This is a genomic window from Paenibacillus alvei DSM 29 (assembly GCF_000293805.1).
Classification (GTDB): domain Bacteria; phylum Bacillota; class Bacilli; order Paenibacillales; family Paenibacillaceae; genus Paenibacillus_B; species Paenibacillus_B alvei.
In genome coordinates, this window is the sequence record NZ_AMBZ01000003.1 from 389,014 (window position 1) to 413,123 (window position 24,110).

28 protein-coding genes are annotated in these 24,110 nt (G+C 45.7%); 22 read left to right on the forward strand and 6 right to left on the reverse strand.

The features are described 5' to 3' along the window. Positions 1-7 precede the first annotated feature (7 nt). The 15 genes from PAV_RS12140 to PAV_RS12200 all read left to right on the forward strand — a co-directional run bounded on the left by PAV_RS12140 (position 8) and on the right by PAV_RS12200 (position 11,319). Entirely contained in the window at positions 8-868 is an 861-nt protein-coding gene (locus tag PAV_RS12140; protein WP_005546509.1) for a hypothetical protein, read from the forward strand. 4 nt (positions 869-872) lie between these two features. Then, positions 873-2,045 (forward strand): WXG100 family type VII secretion target, encoded by a 1,173-nt coding sequence (locus PAV_RS12145; RefSeq protein WP_005546512.1) that lies wholly within the window; start codon positions 873-875, stop codon positions 2,043-2,045. Between the two features lie 189 nt (positions 2,046-2,234). After that, a complete protein-coding gene (locus PAV_RS12150) occupies positions 2,235-2,552 on the forward strand; it encodes a DUF4176 domain-containing protein (RefSeq protein ID WP_005546513.1) in 318 nt (105 codons plus the stop codon). Positions 2,553-2,665: 113 nt separating this feature from the next. Next, a complete protein-coding gene (locus PAV_RS12155; protein WP_005546515.1) occupies positions 2,666-2,941 on the forward strand; it encodes a WXG100 family type VII secretion target in 276 nt (91 codons plus the stop codon). 103 nt (positions 2,942-3,044) lie between these two features. Next, positions 3,045-5,078, forward strand: a complete 2,034-nt coding sequence (locus tag PAV_RS12160) for a serine/threonine-protein kinase (RefSeq protein ID WP_005546516.1) — start codon at positions 3,045-3,047, stop codon at positions 5,076-5,078. A 49-nt stretch (positions 5,079-5,127) separates the two neighbouring features. After that, a complete protein-coding gene (locus tag PAV_RS12165) occupies positions 5,128-5,880 on the forward strand; it encodes a vWA domain-containing protein (protein WP_005546518.1) in 753 nt (250 codons plus the stop codon). Positions 5,881-6,019: 139 nt separating this feature from the next. Then, the gene (locus tag PAV_RS32345) at positions 6,020-6,439 is read left to right on the forward strand and encodes a hypothetical protein (protein WP_005546520.1); all 420 of its coding nucleotides are present in this window, start codon (positions 6,020-6,022) and stop codon (positions 6,437-6,439) included. A gap of 4 nt (positions 6,440-6,443) precedes the next feature. Then, the gene (locus PAV_RS32350; protein ID WP_005546523.1) at positions 6,444-6,815 is read left to right on the forward strand and encodes a hypothetical protein; all 372 of its coding nucleotides are present in this window, start codon (positions 6,444-6,446) and stop codon (positions 6,813-6,815) included. Between the two features lie 175 nt (positions 6,816-6,990). Next, positions 6,991-7,530 (forward strand): DUF402 domain-containing protein, encoded by a 540-nt coding sequence (locus tag PAV_RS12175; RefSeq protein ID WP_005546525.1) that lies wholly within the window; start codon positions 6,991-6,993, stop codon positions 7,528-7,530. A 469-nt stretch (positions 7,531-7,999) separates the two neighbouring features. Then, on the forward strand, positions 8,000-8,230 hold the full coding sequence (locus tag PAV_RS34630) for a hypothetical protein (RefSeq protein ID WP_157266793.1): 231 nt from the start codon (positions 8,000-8,002) through the stop codon (positions 8,228-8,230). Between the two features lie 44 nt (positions 8,231-8,274). Next, entirely contained in the window at positions 8,275-8,532 is a 258-nt protein-coding gene (locus PAV_RS12180; protein ID WP_005546527.1) for a DUF2164 domain-containing protein, read from the forward strand. A gap of 181 nt (positions 8,533-8,713) precedes the next feature. Then, positions 8,714-9,226: a GNAT family N-acetyltransferase gene (locus PAV_RS12185; RefSeq protein ID WP_005546528.1), complete on the forward strand. Its 513-nt coding sequence runs from the start codon at positions 8,714-8,716 to the stop codon at positions 9,224-9,226. 102 nt (positions 9,227-9,328) lie between these two features. Continuing rightward, positions 9,329-9,616 carry a hypothetical protein gene (locus PAV_RS12190; RefSeq protein ID WP_005546529.1) on the forward strand — a complete coding sequence of 96 codons (288 nt, stop codon included), beginning with the start codon at positions 9,329-9,331 and terminating at the stop codon, positions 9,614-9,616. 70 nt (positions 9,617-9,686) lie between these two features. Further along, positions 9,687-10,160, forward strand: a complete 474-nt coding sequence (locus PAV_RS12195; RefSeq protein WP_051135124.1) for a GNAT family N-acetyltransferase — start codon at positions 9,687-9,689, stop codon at positions 10,158-10,160. 64 nt (positions 10,161-10,224) lie between these two features. After that, positions 10,225-11,319: an acyl-CoA dehydrogenase family protein gene (locus PAV_RS12200; RefSeq protein ID WP_005546531.1), complete on the forward strand. Its 1,095-nt coding sequence runs from the start codon at positions 10,225-10,227 to the stop codon at positions 11,317-11,319. 108 nt (positions 11,320-11,427) lie between these two features. Here the strand turns inward: PAV_RS12200 and PAV_RS12205 are convergent, their stop codons facing one another. From PAV_RS12205 to PAV_RS12225, 5 genes are all read right to left on the reverse strand, one after another. Next, the gene (locus PAV_RS12205) at positions 11,428-12,387 is read right to left on the reverse strand and encodes an ABC transporter ATP-binding protein (RefSeq protein ID WP_005546532.1); all 960 of its coding nucleotides are present in this window, start codon (positions 12,385-12,387) and stop codon (positions 11,428-11,430) included. Then, complete coding sequence (locus PAV_RS12210) at positions 12,384-13,376, reverse strand: ABC transporter ATP-binding protein (RefSeq protein WP_005546534.1); 993 nt, start codon at positions 13,374-13,376, stop codon at positions 12,384-12,386. Before PAV_RS12210 ends, PAV_RS12205 begins: the two co-directional genes overlap by 4 nt. A gap of 5 nt (positions 13,377-13,381) precedes the next feature. Then, on the reverse strand, positions 13,382-14,344 hold the full coding sequence (locus PAV_RS12215) for an ABC transporter permease (RefSeq protein ID WP_005546536.1): 963 nt from the start codon (positions 14,342-14,344) through the stop codon (positions 13,382-13,384). Continuing rightward, positions 14,341-15,279 carry an ABC transporter permease gene (locus PAV_RS12220; RefSeq protein ID WP_005546538.1) on the reverse strand — a complete coding sequence of 313 codons (939 nt, stop codon included), beginning with the start codon at positions 15,277-15,279 and terminating at the stop codon, positions 14,341-14,343. The genes PAV_RS12215 and PAV_RS12220 overlap by 4 nt, the downstream gene beginning before the upstream one ends. A 117-nt stretch (positions 15,280-15,396) precedes the next feature. Then, positions 15,397-17,118 (reverse strand): peptide ABC transporter substrate-binding protein, encoded by a 1,722-nt coding sequence (locus tag PAV_RS12225; protein WP_005546540.1) that lies wholly within the window; start codon positions 17,116-17,118, stop codon positions 15,397-15,399. A 250-nt stretch (positions 17,119-17,368) separates the two neighbouring features. Between PAV_RS12225 and PAV_RS12230 the strand changes: the two genes are divergently transcribed. From PAV_RS12230 to PAV_RS12240, 3 genes are all read left to right on the forward strand, one after another. After that, a complete protein-coding gene (locus PAV_RS12230) occupies positions 17,369-17,833 on the forward strand; it encodes an NUDIX domain-containing protein (protein WP_005546543.1) in 465 nt (154 codons plus the stop codon). Positions 17,834-18,033: 200 nt separating this feature from the next. After that, positions 18,034-18,477, forward strand: coding sequence for a flavodoxin (locus PAV_RS12235; RefSeq protein WP_005546545.1), 444 nt, complete (start codon positions 18,034-18,036; stop codon positions 18,475-18,477). Between the two features lie 201 nt (positions 18,478-18,678). Then, complete coding sequence (locus PAV_RS12240) at positions 18,679-19,242, forward strand: GNAT family N-acetyltransferase (RefSeq protein ID WP_005546546.1); 564 nt, start codon at positions 18,679-18,681, stop codon at positions 19,240-19,242. A 112-nt stretch (positions 19,243-19,354) separates the two neighbouring features. Here the strand turns inward: PAV_RS12240 and PAV_RS12245 are convergent, their stop codons facing one another. Continuing rightward, complete coding sequence (locus PAV_RS12245) at positions 19,355-19,843, reverse strand: copper amine oxidase N-terminal domain-containing protein (protein ID WP_040735820.1); 489 nt, start codon at positions 19,841-19,843, stop codon at positions 19,355-19,357. A 171-nt stretch (positions 19,844-20,014) separates the two neighbouring features. Here PAV_RS12245 and PAV_RS12250 point away from each other — a divergent pair, with 171 nt between their 5' ends. The 4 genes from PAV_RS12250 to PAV_RS12260 all read left to right on the forward strand — a co-directional run bounded on the left by PAV_RS12250 (position 20,015) and on the right by PAV_RS12260 (position 24,067). Beyond that, entirely contained in the window at positions 20,015-20,806 is a 792-nt protein-coding gene (locus tag PAV_RS12250) for a lipid II flippase Amj family protein (RefSeq protein ID WP_005546548.1), read from the forward strand. Between the two features lie 290 nt (positions 20,807-21,096). Continuing rightward, the gene (locus PAV_RS12255; RefSeq protein ID WP_238555812.1) at positions 21,097-22,326 is read left to right on the forward strand and encodes a hydroxysqualene dehydroxylase; all 1,230 of its coding nucleotides are present in this window, start codon (positions 21,097-21,099) and stop codon (positions 22,324-22,326) included. Further along, a complete protein-coding gene (locus tag PAV_RS36130) occupies positions 22,301-22,756 on the forward strand; it encodes an FAD-dependent oxidoreductase (protein WP_238555813.1) in 456 nt (151 codons plus the stop codon). Before PAV_RS12255 ends, PAV_RS36130 begins: the two co-directional genes overlap by 26 nt. A 102-nt stretch (positions 22,757-22,858) precedes the next feature. Continuing rightward, positions 22,859-24,067: an ATP-binding protein gene (locus PAV_RS12260; protein WP_238555814.1), complete on the forward strand. Its 1,209-nt coding sequence runs from the start codon at positions 22,859-22,861 to the stop codon at positions 24,065-24,067. Positions 24,068-24,110 lie beyond the last annotated feature (43 nt).

Consider the following 24,110-nt stretch of genomic DNA (forward strand, 5'->3'; position numbering starts at 1 on the left):
AACATTGATGACAAGCAATGAGCCGCATCAGCAAGCTCATGATGGCAGAAGCGGTATTGAGCTTAGCAAAAAAGAACTGTATTTTCTAGCCGGCATTATTGGGTCGGATCGCTTGCTGGGGGTCGAGGATCCATTCCGCGGATACTTGACAGAGGAAATTACAGAAGAATGGAACAAAGTCAAAGCATCGCTTCTGCGTAAAGGTTATTTGACCGAAGCTCCAGGCGGCGTAGAGCTTGGGATACCATCACACGTATATTCGACTGTAGCTGTGACGGGATTGGCGAATCGCTCTTGCTGGGTTCGCTTCCTTGATACAGTCGCTGAGCCTGGTCGCAAGGAATATGAAGGGTATTTTCACTTTACGGATGACTTGACTATAGAACGAGTACAGGCTCAGGAACAAGCGGATATGTACTACTTTCTTGAATATGGTTCGACGAATGAAGCATGTTCTGTCATTGTGAATCGGATGCATTGGGCCGAGCAGGATGAGAGCGATATAACGGCTGTTATGCTGTCTAAGAGGCACTTTCACAAGCTATATGAACAAGCAAATGAACTAACCGTTGAACAAATGGTCAGCCAGCTTATGACCTTCGATGGGGAGGAAGAGGGAGCAGTTGCGCTTGCGCATTCTCTGAAGCATCGGACAGCATCTGGTGAGATGTTATTTCTCGTATGGAATGAGAAGACGTGGGATGTGCAGGGAGCTGCGTTTCTTGTCGGAGGAGCTCGAAATTGGCTCATACGGCAGAGTTCTAAGGGAGATGAGGATTGGTTAACTGCAACTTTAACAACGAAGGAACAGCTGGAGAGTATGTTAATCGATTGGAATCGCCAGCATTCTATGGAGGAAGGAAGGTGATATCGTGCGCATTATCGTTACGCCGGATGCGCTTCGTGAGGGGAGCCGTCAGCTGAAGGCAACAGCGGAGCAATTGGAAGCTATTCAATCGTCATTGGAACGGTCTCTTCAATCAATAGAGTGGGAGGCATCTATTAAGACTGCTGTCGAAGAGAAATGGCAGCAGGCTGCACGGTTATCTGCTCAAATACATACGCTTTTGTACGAATTAAGCAAGCAGCTTCAATCCAAGGCTGATCAGTTCCAAACGGCTGATCAGCAAGCGCACCCGATACTGGGTCAAGCTTACCAGATCGGTTCGGCGGCGTCACTATATTCAACGATCGGGATTGGGGGGGCATCGTTAATTATCCCTGCTGTAGGGACTCAGGTAGGAGCCATATCGAATCCGAATGCGGTTGTGCGAGCAATTGGTAAGCAAGAGGATAAGGGATCAGGATGGAACTGGAAGCCTACGGTTCCTGAAATGTATGGTTATGGGAAAGATGGTTATCGCATGATGAATATGGGGAAGAGTGGGTTCAATGTCAATGTGCGTGGAGATGGCTATGCGACCATCAGTGGGGCGAGATCCAAGTTCGCGCTGTCTGAGGGGATACAGGGAACGAGATATGCGGCATCTAATGCAGCGAATCATACGAATGTATGGAAATTCGTAGATCCGGCAGTTGCAGCGAAAGAGTCGCTATCCATTAAAGGCTGGAGTGCGAAGCTTGGATATGCTGGGCTGGCATATGATACAGGAACGGCAGTTATGACTGATTATGACAAAGGAGGCCCAAGTCGTGCTGCAGCTAGTGCAGTCGTAAATGGCTCGATTGGAGTCGGCACGATGGCAGCAAGCGCAGCAGTGGGCGCTTGGGTCGGATCAGTCGTTCCTGTTGCAGGCACAATTGTTGGTGCAGGAGTAGGCCTTGCGACTGGAGCAGCGATCTCCATGGTTACAGAGGTCACGATTAATGGCAAATCGATCAAGACCCATGCGGTGGATGCCGTAGATACTGTAGTGGATACTGTGTCTGATACCGTTACAAGTGGAACGAAAACAGCTACTGAAGCTGTTCAGGAAGGGGTTAAAGCGGTGAAAAGCGGTGCGACAAAGGCAGCCGGCAAAGTTGTAAACAAGGTAACCAATATGTTCGGAAGTGCCAGTGCAGGCAAGTTGCTTCCTAGCTGATGCTCCAATAGGTTTAACAGACGGTTTTAATTTGTGACATAAGCACTATACAACAATGATGCTGGACAGGTTTTTCGGAACAGCACCCGACCCTATATGTGTGTATTGTTTTTAATATAAGCTCAACGCATCAGTTCTGAAATTACACAAAGGTTTAGGAATGCAGGAGTAGAAAGGGAAGGATGAATGATGGAGAATCAAGTCGGGCAACAACATGTTGCGAAGGAAGAGAATGAATTGCTTCCGCTCGGCTCTGTAGTGCTGCTGCGTGAAGGAAGTAAGAAATTAGTGATTTACGGCCGCAAGCAGCTTCAGGTGACTACGAATCGGTTGTTCGATTATTTGGGCGTTGTGTATCCAGAGGGATATATTGACGAGAATTACTCTTACTTGTTCAATCATGAAGATATAGAAGTGATTGCTCATGTTGGCTATACCAATGAAGAAGAAGAGCAATTTCAGCTTGTTCTCCAACGTGTGCCGTTGGCTCCAGAGTCCTCTTTATAGATTTGGGACCGGAGACTCTTTTAATAGGGCGGTAGAATTCATGTACAATTGTGGGCAGATAGATTTGAAATATTTACTTTTCATTCAATTGTCTACCAAAGGGAGGAGTCATCATGGCAGGCCGCATATTAATTACACCGGAACAGGTTGATCAAGTAGCAAATCAATTTAAGCAAGGTGGAGACCAGAGCCAACAAATCGTAGCGTCTCTTACTCAGTCGATCCAAGGCATGGAGGGTCAATGGGAAGGGATGACGAAGCAGCGCTTCTTCCAGGAATTCCAGGAGGCAAGCAAGCAGATGCAATCATTCGTACAGACTCTAAATACGATTAGTGAAGAGCTGAAGGCGATCGCACAGAAGTTTCGCACTGTCGACGAACAGCGGTAATTATTTATCTCTTAATATTAAATACGAAGAGGAAGCCGGGCGTTGGAAATACTCCCGGTTTTTCTTACATCATATCGAAGATCATCCGGGAGGATAGGAAACAATGTCATTTCAGCCACAACCAGGAGATACGATCATTATTCACGATACAGAATATCGGTTCGGAGAACATCCGGCAGCTCCTGGACTCGTCTACGCGCAGGCAGGCAGACAAGGTGTCATCTATCAGCTTCTCCCACCCCAAGGAAATGCTGCAGAGGCGAAGGCGTTAAAAGTATTCAACCCGAAGTATCGTGTCCCTTCTATGGTATATCAGTCCGAGCTGCTAGAGTCCTATAGTGAGTTGACAGGGTTAAAGGTGTGCAGTCGGAGCGTATTAACCCCTGAGAAAAACGGAGGACTGATCCACAAACATACGGACTTGCTATATGCAGTGGCAATGCCGTGGATTTATGGTCCTACTTGGTTGGATATCGTCGCAGAACGCAAAATGCTGACACGCCAGCAGAGCTTGCTCATGGCCAAATCCCTGGCTCGTATATGCTCTGGTATGGAGCAGAGGGGGTTAGCACATTGTGATTTGTCTGCGCCGAACATCATGCTTCCTTTTTTCTCGGAAGTTAAGCAGAGCGCGAATGCCTCACCGATACAATTGGTTGATGTAGAGCAGTTGTACAGTCCCAAGCTGGATCGTCCAGACGTCCTATTCAGTGGTTCTCCAGGATATGCTGCACATCGAACGCTTCTAAGCGGCATGTGGAGCGCTTATGCGGATCGGTTCGCGGGCAGTATCCTGCTGGCAGAAATGCTGGGATGGTCGTCTGCGCAAATTGTGCAGAAATCATGGGGAGAAAGCTATTTCGATCAGCGTGAGATGCAAACATCATGTGATCGGTACGAGGTATTGAAGCGTGAATTGCAGGAGCTCTATGGGAATAAAGTCGCGGAGCTGCTGACCCGCGCTTGGGAAAGCCAAGATTTAAGCAGCTGTCCGACCTTCGGCGAGTGGCTGGTTGTTCTTAATGGAATTGATGAAGAGAAACAGATGGCGATTGATGCTCCGCTTCATGTTCAACATAAGGAAGGTAAGGATGCTCTATCGAATTCTGAACATTCAAAACCGATGATAGCCGACTCGGAAAACGCAGTACATTTTGCTGTACTAACGGAAAAAGACGAAATAGCTGCTGCTTCTGCATGTGATGAAGCAGATCCTGATATCGTGAATCGATTATTCCGCCAAGCCAGAGAGCTGGAAGGGCGCAGTCAGTTGCAAGGTGCGTTGGAAGTATATCGTTCCGCTCATCATTTTGTTGTGGACGGAAGCCCCATGCAAATCGAATTGACTGCTGCCATCGCTGACTTAGAGCATAAGCTTGTTGCGGAAGTGCAACAAAAGTCAGGAAGTAAGGGGAAGTTTAGTAAACGTGCGATTTCTATCATTTGTATCGCTTCAGCGGTATTGATCATTGGATGCGGTGCCGTTGTGGCAAGCATGATGAATGCAAATGCTGCTACGAAGGCGGCGGAAGAGCAGGTGCTTCTCGATGCGAAGCAGCTAGAAATGCAGAATCAGCAGTTGAAGGCGGAAGAGGAACGGAAGCAAAAGGAAGAGCAACAGAAGCAAGAGGAAGCTAAACGGCTGCGTGAGGAGGAACAGCGCAAGCAGGAGGAGCAAAAGCGAAAAGCGGAAGCACAGCGTGCGAAGCAGTTGGAAGCAGCTGAGAAGGCGGCAGAACGCAAACGTCTCCAAGCCAAGTATGATCAGCAAATGCAATATGAGAAGTATTTAGCATGGAAGAAGGAGCGGGACGAACAGCTCCGTATCGAACAGGCACGTGAACAGGGACGTCAACAGGAACGTAAGCGGCTGGAAGCAGAACAGGCTGCGAAGAAGGCTGCTGAGCTTAAGAAGGTTCGCAACCGAGATGTTGTTCTGCTGATAGCATCCTACAATAAAACATATAATGCGATCAAGCAGGACAATATGAAAAATGCAAAAACCTATGCCTTAGAGTTCGTAGAGCGTTACGAAAAGGATCCAAATTTTTTCAAGAATGTCGGGAAAGTCGGAACAAGAGCAGCACATATATATAAATTCTTGCAAGATACAAGCTATAAAATACCGGATATTTAATTCGGAACATAGAGTGTTATGAATACACGATATGAGGTGAACTGGACGAATGAACTACACGATACAGGCTTCACAGCGAACACCTGCACTTCTCATATATTTAATAGATATTAGTGCCTCTATGAACATGACGATGGCTGGAAAAAGGCGTATTGATGTGGTGTATGACGCATTATCTCAGGCTATTCGTCAGATGGTGTTCCGTTCAACGAAAGGCCATAGGCTGACACCTCGCTATCGGATAGCCATCTTAGCATACAGTGATGATGTGTATGATGTATTGAATGGAATTAAAGGAATTGATGAGATTGCAAGTATGGGAGCATTGCCGGATTTGACCCCGGTTCGCTTTTCGGATGCGGCCAAGGCATTTCTGCAAGCGGAAAGATTGCTGGAGGCAGAGCTGCCTTATATGCAGGATTGCCCGGCTCCTCTCATCTGTCATATGACAGATGGAGTTGCTACAGGCGATGATCCGGCGCCTATCGCAAAACGAATTATGCAGATGGGCGTTCCGGATGGAAATGTTCTTATTGAAAATATTTTTATAACGGATTATATGCTGGATACACCGATTGAGGAGCCGCGACGGTGGAAAGGGATATTGCATGATACGGTGCTAACGGATGAGCATGCGCAGAAGCTTCGCAGCATGTCATCGGTCTTGCCGGAAAGTTATCGCGAAATGTTGGTGGAGGCGGATTATCATCTTGCTCAAGGTGCCTACATGATGCTGCCAGGCAATTGTCCGGAACTAGTGTCGATTGGCTTCCAAATGTCTGCCGCTACCCCTGTGCGTTAATCGCTTTTGAAACTAACGGCAGCCCTTGCCTAGATGATACATAGAAGTCGGAATGTAATCCGGCACGCAACAAAAGAAGTTCAAAGTTCCTCAATACATATACAGCTTGGAATGTGAGGGAAAGGCAAGGTGAATCCGCATGAGTCTGACATCCTATCACTTTACATCTAACCAGCAGGTGGATCAGCCTTTAACGACGATTGTGCAATCGCCTTTTCGCTGCCGTTTCGCCTACGCTAAAGCGGGTGAAACGGCGCATTATAAAGAGAATAATCAAGATTTTTTAGCTTTTCGCATTGATGAAAATGCGCTCAGCTTTATCATGTGTGATGGAGTTAGCTTGAGCTATCGGGGAGATTTTGCCGCGCACTTTCTAGGAACTCATCTCCTGAATTGGATTTCTGCTACTGGCCATGCAGAGCGGAATGAAGCTTCTTTCCATGAATATCTTCATTCTTTACGTGAATGTGCCGCCGAACAGATGTCGCGCTTAACGGTTCCATCGGATCTTCCATTGCTGCTGCGAGATGTGCTTGAGGATAAAAAGGATTGGCAGTGAAACGATGTTCATTTGTGGTCGGGTTGACGTCTTTAATGGCATACATCCGTACCATCGCATTTGGCTAACTTGGCATGGAGATGTAAGGCTTCGCTTATGGCAGCACGGACAGGAGAGCGGCGAGTTTCTCGGAGGGTCAAACTCGACCAGACAGCGTTGGTCAGCTGCTCGCGGTTTGATTGGCGGGCGAGCATGTACTTGGCAGCAGCAGGTGGAAGGTCGAATTCCATCTCGGCTGTTGGTGTATACGGATGGTTTTTCGGATCTGGATGATAGGCAAGATCCACCGAAGGATGAGCAGCTGCGTCGCAAACTTGAGCATACGAATGGTGAATGGCTAGGGGATGATGCCTCATTCCTTGATATTATCTGGTAAGTTGGCAAAAAAATGTTGGATTGAGACAAGATAACGATGCTGTATGCTCATTCGTAAGGTATAATCGTAGCATAGATAAAATGAAGCTGTGTCTTCCTTTTTGAACATATTAGAAGCCTAGAGAAATATCAGCATACAACATGGGGAAGACAATTGAGCTGAGAAAGGTTGCCACATGAAGAGAAAACACGCAGATCGCTACGATTGGAAACGGATCTTGTCCAAGCAGTTCGCGCTTACTCAAGTCGATTCTTCAGATTTTACAGGATACATCTCCCTTATTAAAATCAATTCGGTAAGGCAGCCGCTTGTCGTAACTATGGATGGAAAGAGATTAAAGCTAGTTGATGTAGGATATTGTTGGATGCAATATTTCCCTTTGGATGAGCATTATTCGATAACTACGGTATTTAATGAACGGGGACAGGTTGTCCAGTGGTATGTAGATATTTGTGAGCCGTTTGCACTGGATGAACGCGGCATACCGTATTTTGTCGATTTATACTTGGACGTTGTTCTGCTGCCGACGGGACATGTTTTTTTGCTGGACGAGGATGAATTAGAAGAGGCATTAGAATGGGGACGGATATCCCATGATCAATATCGTATTGCAGTGAACGAGGCATCACGACTCTTTCATGAGGTGAAAGAGCACTCGTTGATAGGGCGCAGCAAAGATGATTATATAATGATGCTGCAATTGCTAGAGAAATGATAAGAAGACTGAGAATCAGTCTTCTTTGTTTTATTTCAGGGAGTGCTCCAGCCCTTATATTTCACAAGTTGAAACTTTTTCCACAGTTAAAGCGTCTAAACAATGTACCACGTTAGATGGTGGAGATTCCCTTTCTTTAATTGATGTAATCGCTCACAATCTCAGTTTTACGTTGCTCAACTCACGTTCACGTTGCACAAGTAGAAAGTTAGAGAGTAGGGACATGAATACAAGAATTTCCATGTGCGATAAAGGAAAGGGTGGGGCTTGTATTGTTTCCAGTCGTTTATTCAACTTTATGTGAGCAAGCACTCAGGACATGGATAGCAGAAAATTATAGCATAGGGACAGTTCAGCGCGTTACATATACGCACTATGACTTTGACCTATGTGGATACGGCTAAAGGGCCTATGATATAGCTGAATTCCGTTTGGCACGAGAAGTGCGCTTGAACCGCGATTCAGAAAATTGTCCTTACTGTGGAATGCATTCCTAGAAGGGTATCAGTCCATACGTCCGTTAAGCGCAGACGATATTCGAGCGGTTCCCCTATTTGTTGCAGCGCGTCAATTGTGGCTGATGGCCCTATGCCTCCACGATTTACAAATTGTCGGCAGCATCGATTCAGGCGACGATTTTATTGATGAGAAGATGGACTATTTCAACTCATTGCCTGTTGAACTTATAGGCAATATATAGGTAGTATGGTAAACAAGCATGACATGCTTGGCAGGAGGGACAACATGAATGTAAGAAAGCTGCCTAGAGAGCAGAAGGAAAAATGGATTGAGGATTTGAAGCAATATTTCGAAAATGAGCGGGGAGAATCTCTTGGAATGTTTGAGGCAGAGGAGCTTGTTGATTATTTGCTGCAAATGTTCGAACCTTACTTGTACAATCAGGCAATAGAGGATGCTCGCACAATGATTGAACAGCGCATGGCTGGCATTGAAGAGGATCTTTATGCGATGAAAAAGTCGGTTGCTAAGGATCGAAGATAGCGACATGCCGTTTACATTTGCACATCCGCTGTATGCTGTTCCAGCAAATCGAAGCGTGTTGCACCGCGTTTCTTGAGTGCGACAGGACTTGTACTTGGCAGGCAGGCGCCTGATTTTGAATATTTTATTCTGCTTGAGCCGTAGTGATCCTGGGCAGTTGTTTAATATGGAGGGGATTCGATTGCACATTCGGAAGGCGATTGCAGGTGATGCACCTGGTATTGCGCGTGTTCATGTTGACAGCTGGCGCACAACCTACCAAGGGATTGTATCCAATACCTATCTATCAGGCTTATCTGTACAAGCGAGACAGACGATGTGGGAGCATGCGATTTCACAATTGACAGCAGATAAATGTATCTTTGTTGTCCAACAAAAGTCTGGTGAAATTGTTGGATTTGCCATGGGAGGGCCTAGCCGAAGCGAGCAGTTCCCGAATCGCTCGGAATTATCGCTTTATTTATTGTCGTCGGTACAAGGTCAAGGAATCGGGAAAATGCTCATATCTCATGTTATGCGATATATGAAGTTATGCGGATATATAAGCATGCTGGCGTGGGTGCTGAAGGGGAATAGCGCCCTTCAATTTTATCGCCGTACGGGAGCCGTAATCGTTGGTGAGGATGATATTGAGATAGGTGGCGAACCTCACACAGAAATCGCTATGGAATGGGCGCAGTTATCGATTTCATAATCAGTCGTTACTTATTGAGTTCTTAATACTAATCCTTTATTTCTAGGCACTTAAGCCGAGATCTTTCTTATCTTATTTCTAATCAAAAGCAGGTGATAGGCTTTGATATCAACCATTCACTATCAATTGAGACAATTGGAAGGATCGACAGCATTGTATGCCTACGGTACAGAGGCATGCGAAAAACAAGGACTGTTTGAAGTCGATTTTGTGGAGTATGAGCGAATGTGCCAGGAAGGGCTAGTTCCTTCTATTGAGGAAACGGTATATTTAATTCGCAAGAGTGAGCATGACCCTAACTTCTACGGTGGAATTCGGGTGTTTTTTCATTTATACAAGCATTATTTACAACATGGCGCATATGCCGAAGAGTATGGTCAGATGGTGTAAGCTTGTCATTTGAAAGTAAATGAGTGAGTTGTGTTGGCTCATAAAGTTTGATAGGTGAGAGTGTATGGTAATGAGGAGGACAAATGTGTTGAAAGTTCACATTACAGCATCGAAAACGCAAGATATTCCGCTAGAACTGCTACTACTGGCAGATCCCGAGGAGGCTGCCGTTAATCAATACCTAGATCGCAGCATTGGATATACCCTTACAATTGATGGAGAGGTTATCGGAGCTGTGCTGCTTCTGCCGACGCGCCCACATACACTTGAGCTTGTCAATGTGGCTGTATATGAAGCATGGCATGGACGCGGCTATGGCAAGCAGCTCGTTTTGCATGCCATTCAAAGTGCACGCGAGCTGGGTTATCGAGTGATGGAGGTCGGTACAGGGAACTCCAGCCTGTCCCAGCTAGGCCTATATCAAAAATGCGGCTTTCGAATTTGCGGAATTGATACCGATTTCTTCGTCATCCATTATGATGAACCAATCGAAGAGAACGGAATTCCCTGTGTGGATATGATACGACTTCGTTTGCTCTTGTAAACGTGTACTATAATGGATATATAGATATATCCTTACGTTGAGAAGAGTGGGAGCGTGACTGCATATGAATCGATTTACGGATAAGGAAATTCGAAGCATTCGGAAACAGGCGATGGCCATTGAGCGAGAAGGCAAATTGCCGGAACAACTGTTGCAATGGATATACGATCGGGGATTGTTCAAACTGTTCATTCCCTCTGAATTACAGGGGAATATGACATCGCTTCCAGAAGCGCTGCAATGGTTCGAGCATACGTCATGGATTAATGGCAGCTTCGGCTGGCTGGTCACGATTGGTTCTGGCGGAGGCTTCTTTGCCCCATTTATGAAGCCAGAGGTAGCGAAGGAAGCTTATATGAGGAAGGATGCAGTTGTAGCTGGTTCGGGGCATCCAAGCGGTACGGCTGAGAAGGTGAATGGAGGATATCGGGTGAATGGTTGCTGGAAGTTCTGCAGCGGCTCGACCTATGCGACCGTATTTACAGCCAACTGCGTGGTGGAAGAGCGTAATGCTGCGAGCGCTATAAAGGATACGGCAGCAGAGCCGGTTATTCGGTCGTTCGTATTTCGGCCGGATCAAGTCGAGATCGTGAAAGATTGGAATGCATTTGGATTGAAGGCTACGGAAAGTCATTCGATTGTAGTGCACGATCTATTTGTTCCTGATGAACGAACCTTTAGCATCATGGAGCCAAATGGGCTCTATGATGATCCGATATATGACTATCCGTTCTTGCCGTTTGCAGAAGCGTCTTTTGCTGCCGTAAGCATCGGTGTTGCCAAGCACTTCCTCGATGAGGCGCGAGATATTGCGGAACGAAACCGTAACGTTTGGATGAATGCTACTGTGAATCGATATGTGTCTGTTATGGATAAAATTAGCGCTCAGAACGATATTCTGACGGAAGCTGCAAATGTATTCTATCAGGCCATTGAGCAATCGTGGAGCCGGCACATTGGTGGCCAACAGCTATCAGAATCAGATATACAGGATGTGTCGCAGCGCTGTAAGGAGGCTGGACAAGCTGCCTTATCTTCTGCAAATGCAATCTTCCCATACTTGGGCATTCATGCAGTAATGGAGGATGCAACTATTAATCAAATTTATCGCGACTTGCAGACTGTATGTCACCATTCCTTATTAGTGAAATTCGATTAAGTTTCAGGTGTAAAAAGAAAAAGAGGCAAAGCGGAGAAAGAAGGGGGACACCCATCCGAATTCTCTACTTTGCCTTTTTTATATTGTTGCGGGGTATAGGATCAGCGCTTATACCAGATGGCAGGCCACAAAATGTCCTGGCTTCGCTTCGCGGAATTCAGGGACTGCAGCGGCACATCGTTCTGTTGCTGCAGGGCATCTAGTACGGAAATGGCACCCGCTCGGCGGGTTAATCGGGCTTGGCAGTTCACCGCTTAATACAATCCGTTCCTTCTGAGCTTCGATATCAGGATTGGGCACAGGAATGGCTGACATGAGCGCTTGTGTGTAAGGATGAAGCGGCTCTGAGTAGAGCGTGTTGCTGTCCGTCAGCTCAACCATTTTGCCCAAATACATGACGGCAACACGATCGCTAATATGCTTGACCATGGATAAATCATGGGCAATGAATAAATAGGTGAGCCCGAATCTAGTCTGCAGATCCTTCAGCAGGTTGACGACTTGGGCCTGAATGGATACATCCAGCGCTGAAATCGGTTCATCACAAATAATGAGCTTGGGATCAACGGCAAGTGCACGGGCAATACCGATGCGCTGACGCTGCCCTCCAGAAAATTCATGCGGATAACGTGTAGCATGATCAGGATTCAAGCCGACAAGGTCAAGAAGCTCCTCGATTCGCTTCTTCTTCTCGGCACGGCTAGATGCAAGCTTATGAATTTCAATTGCCTCTCCGATAATATCAGAGATTGTGAGGCGCGGATTAAGTGAAGCGTACGGATCTTGGAAGATCATCTGCATCTCACGGCGCATGGCCGCCATCTGCTTGCGCTTCAGACTATAAATATTGGTCCCATTGTAGATTGTACGACCGCCTGTCGGTTCGTAAAGACGTAAAACAGTTCGTCCAACTGTAGACTTCCCACAGCCAGACTCCCCAACCATACCGAGTGTTTCACCCTTATGAATGGTGAAGCTTACATCGTTCACTGCTTTCAGAACATTGCCGCGGCCCAAATGAAAGTACTTCTTCAGTCCCTGTACCTCTAATAATGTTTCTCTGCTCATCTTGCCACCTCCTGTGCCAGTGGATGCAGAAGCCAGCAGTTCGCCTGATGCGAATCACTTACATTCGTTTTCTCTGGATCAGAGCTCATGCAGATCTCCATTACATCATTGCAGCGTGCGCAAAACCCGCATCCGGCAGGCGGCTTAATCAAATCTGGCGGAGTTCCATAGATCGGGATAAGAGGCTCATCCTTCTTCTGATCAAGTCGAGGCAACGAACGCAGCAATCCTTTTGTATATGGATGCTGTGGATTTTTGAAAATATCCCATTTCGTCCCGGTCTCAACGATTTTTCCTGCATACATAACAATGACACGGTCGCATAAATCAGCTACGATACCCAGATCATGAGTGATTAAAATAATCGATGTCCCCATTTCCTGCTGCAGTTGCTTCATGACGCGCAAAATTTGTGCCTGTATTGTCACGTCAAGCGCCGTTGTCGGTTCGTCGGCGATAAGCAGGGATGGGTTACAAGCAAGTGCGATTGCAATCATGGCGCGCTGGCGCATTCCGCCCGAGAACTCATGCGGATACTGCTGGAAACGGGAAGCGGGATTCGGAATTCCGACCATAGACAGCATCTCGATAGCACGCGTCTTTGCCTGTGCAGAGCTCATTTTCTGATGCTTCGTTAATACCTCCGTAATTTGCCGGCCAATCGTCATCGTTGGATTGAGTGAAGTCATCGGATCCTGGAAAATCATGCCGATGTCTTTGCCGCGAATTGATTGCATCTCTCGTTCTTTCAGCTTTAGCAGATTATTGCCTTTGAAACGAATTTCGCCCTGCTTGACCTTGCTAGGTGGGCTTGGCAGCAGACGCAATATCGACTGTGCCGTTACACTCTTGCCGCATCCAGATTCGCCTACGATGGCCACAGCCTCGCCTTGATTTACATGAAAATTGACGCCGCGTACTGCCTTCACCTCGCCGCCGCGAACGTGGAAAGAGACGTGAAGGTCGTTGATTTCCAATAATGGCTTCATATTCGTCATCCTCCTCGTCTACTTTTCATTTTCGGATCGAGTGCATCACGCAGTCCGTCGCCGAACATGTTGAATGCAAGCATCGTTAAGCTGATGAAGAATGCAGGAAATGCAATACGCCAAGGATATACGGTCATCGCCTTCAATGCATCGCTAATCATCGTTCCCCACGAAGCAGCAGGGGATTGTACGCCAAGCCCAAGGAAGCTAAGAACTGCTTCGCCAAAGATAGAGACAGGAATTGCTAGCGTGAGTGTTACGATGATTGGGCCGAGTGAATTGGGAATCAAATGACGGAACAAGATCCGAGCTCCAGATGCCCCAAGGGAACGGGAGGCAAGGACGAACTCTTGATTTTTGAGCTGCATCATTTGCCCGCGTACAATCCAGGCCATATTGATCCATCCGGTGAAGCATAATGCAAGAATAATAACGCCAAGGCTTGGCTCAAAAACAACAACAAGCAGAATCGCTACAAGAAGATCAGGAAGTGTAAATATAATTTCGGATGCTTTGTTCATGAAGTCATCAAGTTTGCCGCCAACATACCCCATAATACCGCCATAAATAACGCCAATAATGAGGTTGATGCAGGCAGCCGAAAAACCGACGATGAGCGAAATTCGTGCTCCCATCCATGTACGAGCGAACATGTCGCGGCCGAGATCGTCCGTGCCGAACCAATGCTCTGAGGAAGGTGGCAAGTTTGTTTTGTCTAAGTAATTCGTCTCGTAGTCATATGAAGTTAACATTGGTCCAATGACAGCCATAACAATGAGAAGAACAAGAATAACGAGACCTGTCATCGCGGCCCAATTGCTGCGTAATCGAAGCCATGAGTCGCGCCAGGCGGAAATACTTTCACGTTCAATCGCCTCCGCCGCATGTTCGTCGATGTTCGCTTTTTTGAATTGCTCAGGCTTGATAGAGGTCTGCTGCAATGGATTTTGTTTATTGTATGTAATCATGCCGCTTTCTCCTTTCCTTTGACAAGCTTAATGCGAGGATCAATAAAACCGTATGCCAAGTCAGTAAGGAAACGAGCCAGCATCAATATAACGCCATAGAACATGGTGATGCCCATAATAAGAGAATAATCACGGTTCGTAATACTGATTACGAATACTTTGCCAAGTCCTCCGATTCCAAAAATGTGTTCGATGATAAATGACCCGGTCACGACACCTGCAGTGAGCGGCCCAAGATAAGTGACGACTGGCAATATGCCGTTACGAAGAATATGTCGGCGTACGATGACTCCGGCAGTCAGTCCCTTGGACTTGGCGGTCTTAATATAATCGGAATGCAGAACTTCCAGCATACTGGAGCGGGTCAATCTGGCGATGAAGGCAATAGGCAGAGCGGATAATGCAATGGTTGGCATAATATAGGTAAGCGGCCCACTCAGACCAAAGACAGGCAGAAGCTTAAGCTTCACGCCGAGCACATATTGCATAAATGAGGCAAGAACAAAGCTCGGAACGGACACGCCAATAACGGCAAGCACCATAGAAAAGGTGTCAATTAATTTACGGTGCCGCATCGATGCAGCAATTCCAAGTCCAATTCCAATGATGACGGCCACAATTAATGCGCAAATGCCAAGCTTAAGTGAATAGGGGAAGGAATCGCGAATGGCCTGGATAACCTCACGATCCTGCATTTTCATAGAGATACCAAGATCGCCATGCGCCAACTTGTTCAAATACACAAAATATTGCTCGTAAACGGGTTTATCGAGTCCATATTGTTCGAGCAGCCGAGCCCGAATCTCTGGCGGGACTGCTTTTTCCGACATAAAAGGATCGCCTGGTACTGCCTTCATCAACAAAAAGGTGAGCGTAGCCAGAACCCATAGGGATATAATGAGATACATTAGCTTGGTAAGGACATAGCGAATCACATTCCACCAGCCTCCTGAAGAATAATTTCAACCGATAATGGTAAAGTCGGGATACATATGAACGAAGTCCGCATATGCACCCCGACTATTTACATGCTCATTGACATGATAGATTCATTAGTGTTCTGCCAGATGGCCGCGAGTGAAGTTCATTTGTCCTTGGTAGTCGATAAATACATTCTTAACATACGGCTTCTGCAATTGAACGCTTGTATAATAGAAAATCGGCATGATGGCCATATCCTCTGCAATCAGCTTCTTCTCAGCCTGCTTCATCAATTCCATTCGAGCTTTTGGATCTGTGGAAGCCTTCGCATCCTTCACCAGTTTATCGAATTCAGGATTGCTGTATCCGATATCGTTGTTGCCGCTGCCTGTCATATACAGATCGATAAATGACATAGGATCATTATAGTCGGTTGTCCAGCCGGCGCGAGCTACTTGATAGTTCAATGCTGTACGGTTTTTCAGGAATACGCCCCACTCCTGGTTTTCAACCTTTACTTTGATACCAAGCGTGTTTTTCCACATATTCGCGATAGCTATAGCAACTTTCTTATGCATTTCATTCGTATTGTGGGCGAGCGTGAATTCAGGCATTTCGGTCAGGCCGGACTCTTTTAAGCCTTTTGCAAGCAGAGTCTTTGCTTCTGCGGCATCTTCCTTGAAGTACGCACTGTCATCTGTTTCATTGCGATATTCAGCGTCTAACCCAGCAATACCTTTAGCAACTATACCGAATGCAGGCGTTTGACCAGCAAGCGTGACTTTGTCAACGATTTGCTTACGATCGATAGCCATGGCAAGTGCCTTGCGGATATTGACATTGTCGAATGGCTTTTGCTTATTGTTGAACAGGTAATAGTACGTGGAAGCATAGCCTTTAATATGAAGCTCATCTGGCTTCGATTCCTTCAGCATCGCAATTTGGTCAACAGGAATTTCACCTGTTGGCTGGCCAGCTATTTCGAGTGCTCCTGTTTCATACATGCTCACTTCTGTAGCAGGATCTTCTACCATCGTCATTTGAACTTTTGTGAATTTGATTTCATCTTTTGCATAGTAATTTTCGTTTTTAACAAGCTCGAGCGAGTTTTGGTGCTTCCAGTCAGAAATTTTGAATGGGCCATTGGAAATGATTGTGTTCGCTTCAGAAGCCCATTTTGAATTGCGATCGTCTGTGTGGACGGGGAAGTAGGATTGGAAGGAAAGCAAGCTTAAGAAGTAAGCAGTTGGTGTTGTCAATTCAACTTCCAACGTGTATTCGTCAAGTGCTTTAACGGCTACGCTATTCGGATCTGTGGATTTCTTTTTGTGGTAATCTTCTGCGCCTTTGATGTAATACAGCTGATAAGCATATGGCGGAGCCGGCTGCATCGTCGGATCAAGCACGCGTTTCCATGATTTTTCAAAATCTTTCGCAGTAACAGGGTCGCCGTTCGACCATTTGGCGTCTTTGCGGAGATGGAAGGTATACTTCTTCTTCGCTGCATCTTCCTCCCATTTTTCTGCAATGCCCGGAATGGCTTTTCCGTGTTCGTCCATTCGTGTGAGCCCCTCATAAATGTGGCTCAATATTTGGAACGAAGTCGTGTCCTGAGACGTTCCTGGATCAAGAGAAGGAGGTTCGCTCTTCAGGTTGAAGCGGAAGGTCTGATCCGCAGCGAGTGCCTCGTCCTTGTTTTCTTCTTTTTTCTCGCCTGTCCCACTGTCTCCAGAATTCTGAGTTTCGCTTGGCTTGGACTCAGGGGCAGGAGTGCTGCTGCTTCCGCAAGCGCTTACAAACGCACTTATTGCCAGCAAAAGCGTCAACATAAGCATCATGGATCTACGTTTCATGCGTGTACAGTTCCCCTCTCAATGGAAATTATCATTTGCACCATACGCCAATCATACACAGATGCAGGTCAGAGGAGATAATTGACACCTGGTTTGTAGCATATACTATCATAGCACTCGAATTTCGTCTTCCTTTTTTGTATCAATTTTATAAAAAATTTATCAAATTCGTAACATATACCGCATTGACAGAATGTGTACTAAGGTACAATGTAGTATCGGAATACGCTTGTATCAAGGAGGGAGAAGCATGTTGCCAATACGAAATTCAGCAAAAGCGATCATTATTCAAGATGAAAAAGTGCTACTTACGAAAAATAAGGATCATGAAGGCTTTTTCTACTTGTTCCCTGGAGGTGGTCAAGAGCATGGAGAGCAACTGAGTGAAGCATTGAAGCGGGAGTGCGTGGAAGAAATAGGGTGCAATATCCGTGTGTATGATCTTGCTTTTGTACGGGAATACATAGGAAAAAATCATCAGTTTGCAGAATGGGATGCGCATGTTCATCAAGTAGAATTTTATTTCCATGCTGACATTGCTGCTCCGCTGGAAGCGGAAGTATCCATGCAAGGAACGAATCCAGACGAGCATCAAGTTGGTGTAGAATGGGTTGCGTTGTCAGCGTTAGATCAAATTCGGGTCTATCCTGCGCAATTGATACCGAAACTGCAAGATGGAAGCGCAAAAAATGTGTATATGGGAGATACCAATTAAGCAATAATCGTTATCGTATCGTGAGGTTGGAGATATTTGTTTTTAGATGCAATTGAGGATGAGGAGCTCGTATCAGAGACCCTGTCCTTTTTTATTTGGCAGAAGATTGTAGCTTGCGAAATGAGACAGCACCCACTATAATGATAATGATTATCAATATCACAAGTATGTACATAAAACTTTTTTGGAGGGCTATATACATGAGCACATTGCTTGTTTATGCGAGTATGACAGGAAATACGGAGGAGATGGCAGAGGCTGTTGCAGAAGGTGTGAAAAGCACAGATGAGTCTCTTACGATGAAGGAAGTCATGGATGCTTATGCATCTGAAATGGCGGACTACGATGGGATATTGCTTGGCGCGTATACGTGGGGCGATGGTGAGCTTCCCGATGAGTTCCTTGATTTCTTCGAGGAAATGGATGATGTTGATCTGACAGGAAAGAAAGCGGCTGTGTTTGGTTCATGTGACTCTTCCTACGCTCAATACGGTGCTGCGGTTGATATTCTGATTGATAAGTTGCGTGAACGTGGTTGTGAGGTCATACTGGATGGCTTAAAAGTAGAGTTGACGCCGAAGTCGGATGAGAAGGAACAGTGCAGACAATTTGGCAGCTCCTTTATTGGCAAGCTTCGTGGCTAATTTCTATATTGTAATTTTGTATTAATGAATTGGTTATATTTTGCGCGTTAGAAGAAATAGCAGCTCGTCCGCTCATGCAGCGTGCGGGCTGTTTTTATTTGCGATAATAAGGGTATATCAAATTGTTGGCTGTTAGACAACTATGGGTGAATATGGCATGATTTTGTGTAGATGGAATCCATCAATAGGAGGGAGATACTTATGCGCAAGACAGAACTATTCTTTCCAGTTCCGGTTCTTAGCACACCTCGCACACGAATGAAGGAGATGACATTTCACGATGCTGAGGATATGTTCAAGTATGCATCCGATGAGGAGATTTCCCGGTTTGCAACCTGGCCCGCTCATCAGACGATCGAAGATTCTCAGCGCTTTCTGAACTTGATTAGTCAACGATATCATCACGGAGAAATTGCACCGTGGGGCATATATGACAAGCAGTCTGAGCGGCTTATCGGCACATGCGGCTTCGGATATTGGAATCAGAACCATGCGCGCGCTGAAATCGGCTACGCCCTATCAAAAACATATTGGGGTCAGGGCATCATGACAGAAGTTGTGGATGAGGTCATTCGTTATGGATTTTCGAAGATGAAGCTTGTCCGGATCGAGGCTCGCTGTTTTCCAAATAATTATGCTTCTATACGTGTGTTGGAGAAATGCGGGATGGAGCAAGAGGGGATGCTGCGCAAGCATATATTGGCAAAAGGACGCTATGAGGATGTCCTCTTGTTCTCTATTATCAACAAAGCTGTGTTGAATTAAAATATAAAAAACATAAAAAGAGCAGTACAGGTTATCAAAAGGTATTAACCAGCAATGCTCTTTTATGATTCAAGCTCGATTAGTTTTATTCTGTGTCCGTCCTTTTGATACGCTACCAATTGTTTAGCAGGGTGACAGTTTTGGTTTTGCTGTCCCAACCAAAGTGATAGTCGAATACGTTCTGCAGCAGACGGAGAGGAATGTAGGTTTTGTTGTTTATAATTTTGGGATATGTCGTAAGGACGGTATCCTTGCCATTTACCTTCATTTTGTCCGTGAGCGAGCTCCATGTGATATCGGATTTATCGCCTTCAATATATACGGTGTGGCTGAATGCCTCCCATCGTACCTTCAAATTCAATTGTACGCTTAAATCCTTAACAGGGATGTAAGTCATTCCATTCTCGATAAGGCCTTCATGGGTTAAGGCGTTTCCATCCATATCTACCACACGTACGGCCGGGATTGACGGCTTGTGAGGCTTATATGAGGCCAGCTCGCCTGCATATGCGATGCCTGAACTGATGAGAATGGTTGATATAAATAGACAACCTATTAGAATGAATAGGCTATAATTCCATTTGCGAGTTACATTATTCATGAGAACCGGAAAACCCCCTTTAACAGATATAACGATTTTGTAACAAAAAAGTTGCAACATATCAAAACTCTTTTTTGGAGCTGGACAAGTACGGGAACTGCATGAGAAAATAAAAAACATTCCTTCGAAGTTAGTACCAATCACATTGATCTTAATCTGGGGGAGTTCACGTTGGATAAAATCATCATCATCTCCTTGCTTACTTTACTTATCCATTTATTTGAGACACTGTCCTATGCGGTGCGATACGCAGGCGTGCGTACAGGCAGGCTTGCGGTTGCTCTATCCTTAACCGGTATTATTGTCCTCGTATCTCGTACTTCGAACTTGCTTCAAGGCCCTATGACAGGGAAAATGATTGACTATGCGAAGCAGAATCCGGAATTTGATTTGGAAGGTCAATTTCGAATCGTGATTGGCGCTTCCACTGCAGGAACACTACTTGCGATGCTCTTATTCCCAACTGCTGTTATGATTGCAACGAGAGTCATACGTCATTTAGAAGTCTCAGGCTCTATTCCGAAATTAATTACCTCGGTATCTCTTGATCAGCTCCGACATGTAAAGCATCATCTTCGAACACCGACCTGGAGAATGCTTCGCTCGCTGCGAATTCTGGGTATCCCGAAGCGATTGCTGTTATTGAACTGCCTGGTCACCAGCATTTATACGATAGGTGTTCTTGCTGCACTTTACGCATCAGCGCTCAATCCCGAATATAGTACGGCTGCTTCCCAATCTTCCGGTCTTATTAATGGACTAGCTACGATCATACTCACGATCTTTGTCGATCCGCAAATGGCAATGCTTACCGATCGCGCAATGGGCGATGCAAAAGAACGAAATCGACTAGGAAAAATATTCGCACTCCTGATGTTTTCAAGAGTAATAGGAACAATTGTAGCTCAGCTTCTGTTCTATCCAGCTGCTGCGTGGATCTCCTGGGTTGTGCAAATACTTTAACGGTATGTACTTGCGTTCGACATGTGTTTCATTACCCATATTTATGAAAAATGAACCGTTCTTTCTCTAGTAAAGGACAACGGACGATATCCCTGCTCTTCGAAAGAAAGGGCAGGTATTTTTGTTGTTCCTTGCAATTGTTGCTATTCGAAATAGAGTTGAGTTGGAATTGAAAACGCTCTGTTTTTTGTAGATCTGCGCAGAGAGGTGTTGCAAACAGTCGATTTATAGTAATATGAAAATAGTTTATTTTTCCAATCATCAAATGGAATAGGAGTGCTCAATTTTTTATGGTGGGGAAAGATCGCCCAAGTGTGGTTGTGCTCGGCGGCGGTATCGCTGGCATGAGCGCAGCACATGAATTAATGGAACGTGGATTTCGTGTCTCTGTGTATGAATGGAGAACGATTCCTGGAGGGAAGGCGCGCAGCATGCCGGTGCCTAATACGGGAACGAATGGGCGTCCTGATTTGCCAGGAGAACATGGATTTCGGTTCTTCCCGAAATTTTACAAGCATGTTACCGACACCATGAAACGCATTCCCTATCAGCACCCAAACAGCACGGAACGTTCCACGGTATTTGACAATCTCATTGAAGGAACGAATTTGGGGCTTGCCTTCTTTACTCGTCCAATGCTGCCTTTTCTGACCGAATTCCCGCAGTCTATACGCGGTTGGCGCACACTGCTAAAATCATTATTCGATAACAAGCTAGGCCTAAGCGAGAAGGACGTAGATCGTTATGTCAACTGTCTGTGGCAGGTGCTCACAAGCTGTGATGAACGGCGGCTTCTGGAATATCAGCGCGTAGCATGGTGGGATTTCCTTCAGGCGGAGAAGCAATCTGCAGAATTCAGGAACATCTTCACAGGTCTTACTCGCATATTGGTGGCGGCACGGGCGAAGGAAGCGAATGCCTGTACGGTTGGTACAGTTGCCGCAACAGTAATGCTTGATATGGTGCTGCCAGGAGGGAGCGCTGATCGCTTATTGAATGGGCCGACCAATGATGTATGGATCAACCCGTGGCTCACTTACTTGAGACAAGGGGGAGTCGATTATCATTGTAAGGCGAAGGTGGAGCATATTCATTGCAAGAATGGGCGAATCCAGGGTGTGACTATCAAGGAAGAGGAACGGTCGCATATTGTAACTGCAGATTATTATATAGCAGCACTGCCGGTTGAGGTGATGGCGGAACTCATTACAGAGGATCTTATCGAGGGTGACCCGCTGCTGGGAAGACTGCCTGAGCTTGCAAAAAACGTCGAATGGATGAACGGCGTACAGTTCTATTTAAAAGAGGATGTCCCTATCATTCATGGTCATGTCATTTATATGGATAGTCCATGGGCACTGACTTCTGTTTTCGCAAGCTCAATTTTGGCCGCATTTTCCGATGGAAGGCTTCGGCAATGGAGATGTGGCAGGGATTATCTCGATCGATGTGTCGGACTGGAAAACTCCGGGGATTGTATATGGGAAGCCCGCAATGTACTGTACAAGCGAACAAATTAAGATAGAAGTATGGGAGCAATTGAAGCGAAGCTTGAATCAAGGACAAACGGTATTGAGAGATGATATGATTGTGCATTGGTATCTTGATGAAGATATTCAATTCCCGAATCCACATGAAGTGATCAACATGGAGCCGCTTCTCGTTAATCATGTGCATACCTGGAACCTGCGGCCGAATGCGTATACCGCAATTCCTAATCTGTTCCTTGCTTCGGACTATGTTCGTACCAATACAGACTTGGCTACGATGGAAGGGGCGAATGAGGCAGCAAGAAGAGCAGTGAACTGCATCATTGAACGTTCTTCGATAGATGCCCCACTTTGCAAAATATGGGATATGTATGATTATCCACTGCTATCGGCATGGCGCTCCAATGACCGCTCCCGATTCCGTAAAGGACTGCCGTGGAACGGAAAAATCATTGGCTAACTAACAAACATCGTGTACAAGGCACAGAATCGTTAGGGAAAGGAATAGTGAGGTGTGATCCATTCCATATTGGCGCATGAATTCAAAGGGTTGCTGTACATTATGAGTGCAAGTCTAATATTCCTAATCATCACCCCAAAGTTCATGTTCGCCCATTACCGTCGCAAATTGCTATTTATCTGTATTTTATTTGTATTAACGTATTTTTATATTGCTTATGAAGATATCGATCCATTGTTGTACGGTATTCATTTAACCCCTGTGTTCCTTGCGCTGGCGGCTCTGTTCGAAGGGCTATTGCCCGGACTATTTACATGGCTGGCATTTAACTTTTGCACATTGCTTTTTTTGCAAATGTACATCATGCCTACATTCGTCGGCTCTACACTGCTGCTCGTAACTGGAATTATTCTGCACTACAAGCAGGTGCTGCAAAGTACATACTTTAAAATTTTCCTGATGTCGCTTCTCCTGCTGACGGTATATTTGGTTGGCTATTTCATATTCTTCGATAATTGGAGTGCTGTTCAGCAGTCAGAACTGGTGATTGCAATTATCGGAACCTATCTGTCATCCATGTATGTAAGCTGTATTTATCATCATGTTAAAAATCAAGAACGAATGCGGGAAGAACTGTTTCGTGCTGAAAAATATCAAGTTATTGGGCAGCTTGCCGCTTCAATTTCACATGAGATTCGCAATCCGCTTACAACTGCGCAAGGCTTTCTGCAGCTTATGAATCGTAAAAATTTGACAGCAGAGCAAATTCAAACGTATCGAAATTATGCAGCTTCCGGCATTGAACAAGCCAATTCAATCATTACTGACTATTTGAATTACGCGAAACCGACAGTGGAAACCGTACGTCCCTTACATGTGCAGGAAGAAATAGATACGGTTGTACCAATGGTATCTCCGCTATGCTTGTTGTCCAAGGTCGAGATGGTCGTCCAGCATCTATCGCAAAAACCGATGTACATTATGGGAGAATCGAAGAAATTTCAGCAGTCGCTGCTCAACATCATGAAAAATGCAGTCGAGTCCATGCCGGATGGAGGAGTGCTGAAGGTTACCACCTGGTCGGATAATGAAGGTGTGCACATTCATATTAAAGACACCGGGGTCGGCATGAGCAACTACCAAATCAAGCGAATCGGGATGCCTTTCTATACGACGAAGGAGAAGGGGACGGGTCTTGGGCTCATGGTCGTTATCAGTTTAGTAAAATCGATGAACGGAACGATATCGTATTATAGCCGACCTAATGAGGGAACTACTTGCGTGCTCCAATATAAGCAAGTGCATTTATAATTCTTTACTTCGATGTGAAGTGCAAGTGCTGTCAAATGGGGAA

Bases quoted from the DNA above. Each gene is read 5' to 3' on its own strand.
- PAV_RS12140 (WP_005546509.1), top strand. From the start codon at position 8: ATGACAAGCAATGAGCCGCATCAGCAAGCTCATGATGGCAGAAGCGGT.
- PAV_RS12150 (WP_005546513.1), top strand. From the start codon at position 2,235: ATGGAGAATCAAGTCGGGCAACAACATGTTGCGAAGGAAGAGAATGAA.
- PAV_RS12155 (WP_005546515.1), top strand. From the start codon at position 2,666: ATGGCAGGCCGCATATTAATTACACCGGAACAGGTTGATCAAGTAGCA.
- PAV_RS12160 (WP_005546516.1), top strand. From the start codon at position 3,045: ATGTCATTTCAGCCACAACCAGGAGATACGATCATTATTCACGATACA.
- PAV_RS12165 (WP_005546518.1), top strand. From the start codon at position 5,128: ATGAACTACACGATACAGGCTTCACAGCGAACACCTGCACTTCTCATA.
- PAV_RS32345 (WP_005546520.1), top strand. From the start codon at position 6,020: ATGAGTCTGACATCCTATCACTTTACATCTAACCAGCAGGTGGATCAG.
- PAV_RS32350 (WP_005546523.1), top strand. From the start codon at position 6,444: ATGTTCATTTGTGGTCGGGTTGACGTCTTTAATGGCATACATCCGTAC.
- PAV_RS12175 (WP_005546525.1), top strand. From the start codon at position 6,991: ATGAAGAGAAAACACGCAGATCGCTACGATTGGAAACGGATCTTGTCC.
- PAV_RS12180 (WP_005546527.1), top strand. From the start codon at position 8,275: ATGAATGTAAGAAAGCTGCCTAGAGAGCAGAAGGAAAAATGGATTGAG.
- PAV_RS12195 (WP_051135124.1), top strand. From the start codon at position 9,687: ATGAGGAGGACAAATGTGTTGAAAGTTCACATTACAGCATCGAAAACG.
- PAV_RS12200 (WP_005546531.1), top strand. From the start codon at position 10,225: ATGAATCGATTTACGGATAAGGAAATTCGAAGCATTCGGAAACAGGCG.
- PAV_RS12205 (WP_005546532.1), bottom strand. From the start codon at position 12,387: ATGAGCAGAGAAACATTATTAGAGGTACAGGGACTGAAGAAGTACTTT.
- PAV_RS12210 (WP_005546534.1), bottom strand. From the start codon at position 13,376: ATGAAGCCATTATTGGAAATCAACGACCTTCACGTCTCTTTCCACGTT.
- PAV_RS12215 (WP_005546536.1), bottom strand. From the start codon at position 14,344: ATGATTACATACAATAAACAAAATCCATTGCAGCAGACCTCTATCAAG.
- PAV_RS12225 (WP_005546540.1), bottom strand. From the start codon at position 17,118: ATGAAACGTAGATCCATGATGCTTATGTTGACGCTTTTGCTGGCAATA.
- PAV_RS12230 (WP_005546543.1), top strand. From the start codon at position 17,369: ATGTTGCCAATACGAAATTCAGCAAAAGCGATCATTATTCAAGATGAA.
- PAV_RS12235 (WP_005546545.1), top strand. From the start codon at position 18,034: ATGAGCACATTGCTTGTTTATGCGAGTATGACAGGAAATACGGAGGAG.
- PAV_RS12240 (WP_005546546.1), top strand. From the start codon at position 18,679: ATGCGCAAGACAGAACTATTCTTTCCAGTTCCGGTTCTTAGCACACCT.
- PAV_RS12245 (WP_040735820.1), bottom strand. From the start codon at position 19,843: ATGAATAATGTAACTCGCAAATGGAATTATAGCCTATTCATTCTAATA.
- PAV_RS12255 (WP_238555812.1), top strand. From the start codon at position 21,097: ATGGTGGGGAAAGATCGCCCAAGTGTGGTTGTGCTCGGCGGCGGTATC.
- PAV_RS36130 (WP_238555813.1), top strand. From the start codon at position 22,301: ATGTACTGTACAAGCGAACAAATTAAGATAGAAGTATGGGAGCAATTG.
- PAV_RS12260 (WP_238555814.1), top strand. From the start codon at position 22,859: ATGAGTGCAAGTCTAATATTCCTAATCATCACCCCAAAGTTCATGTTC.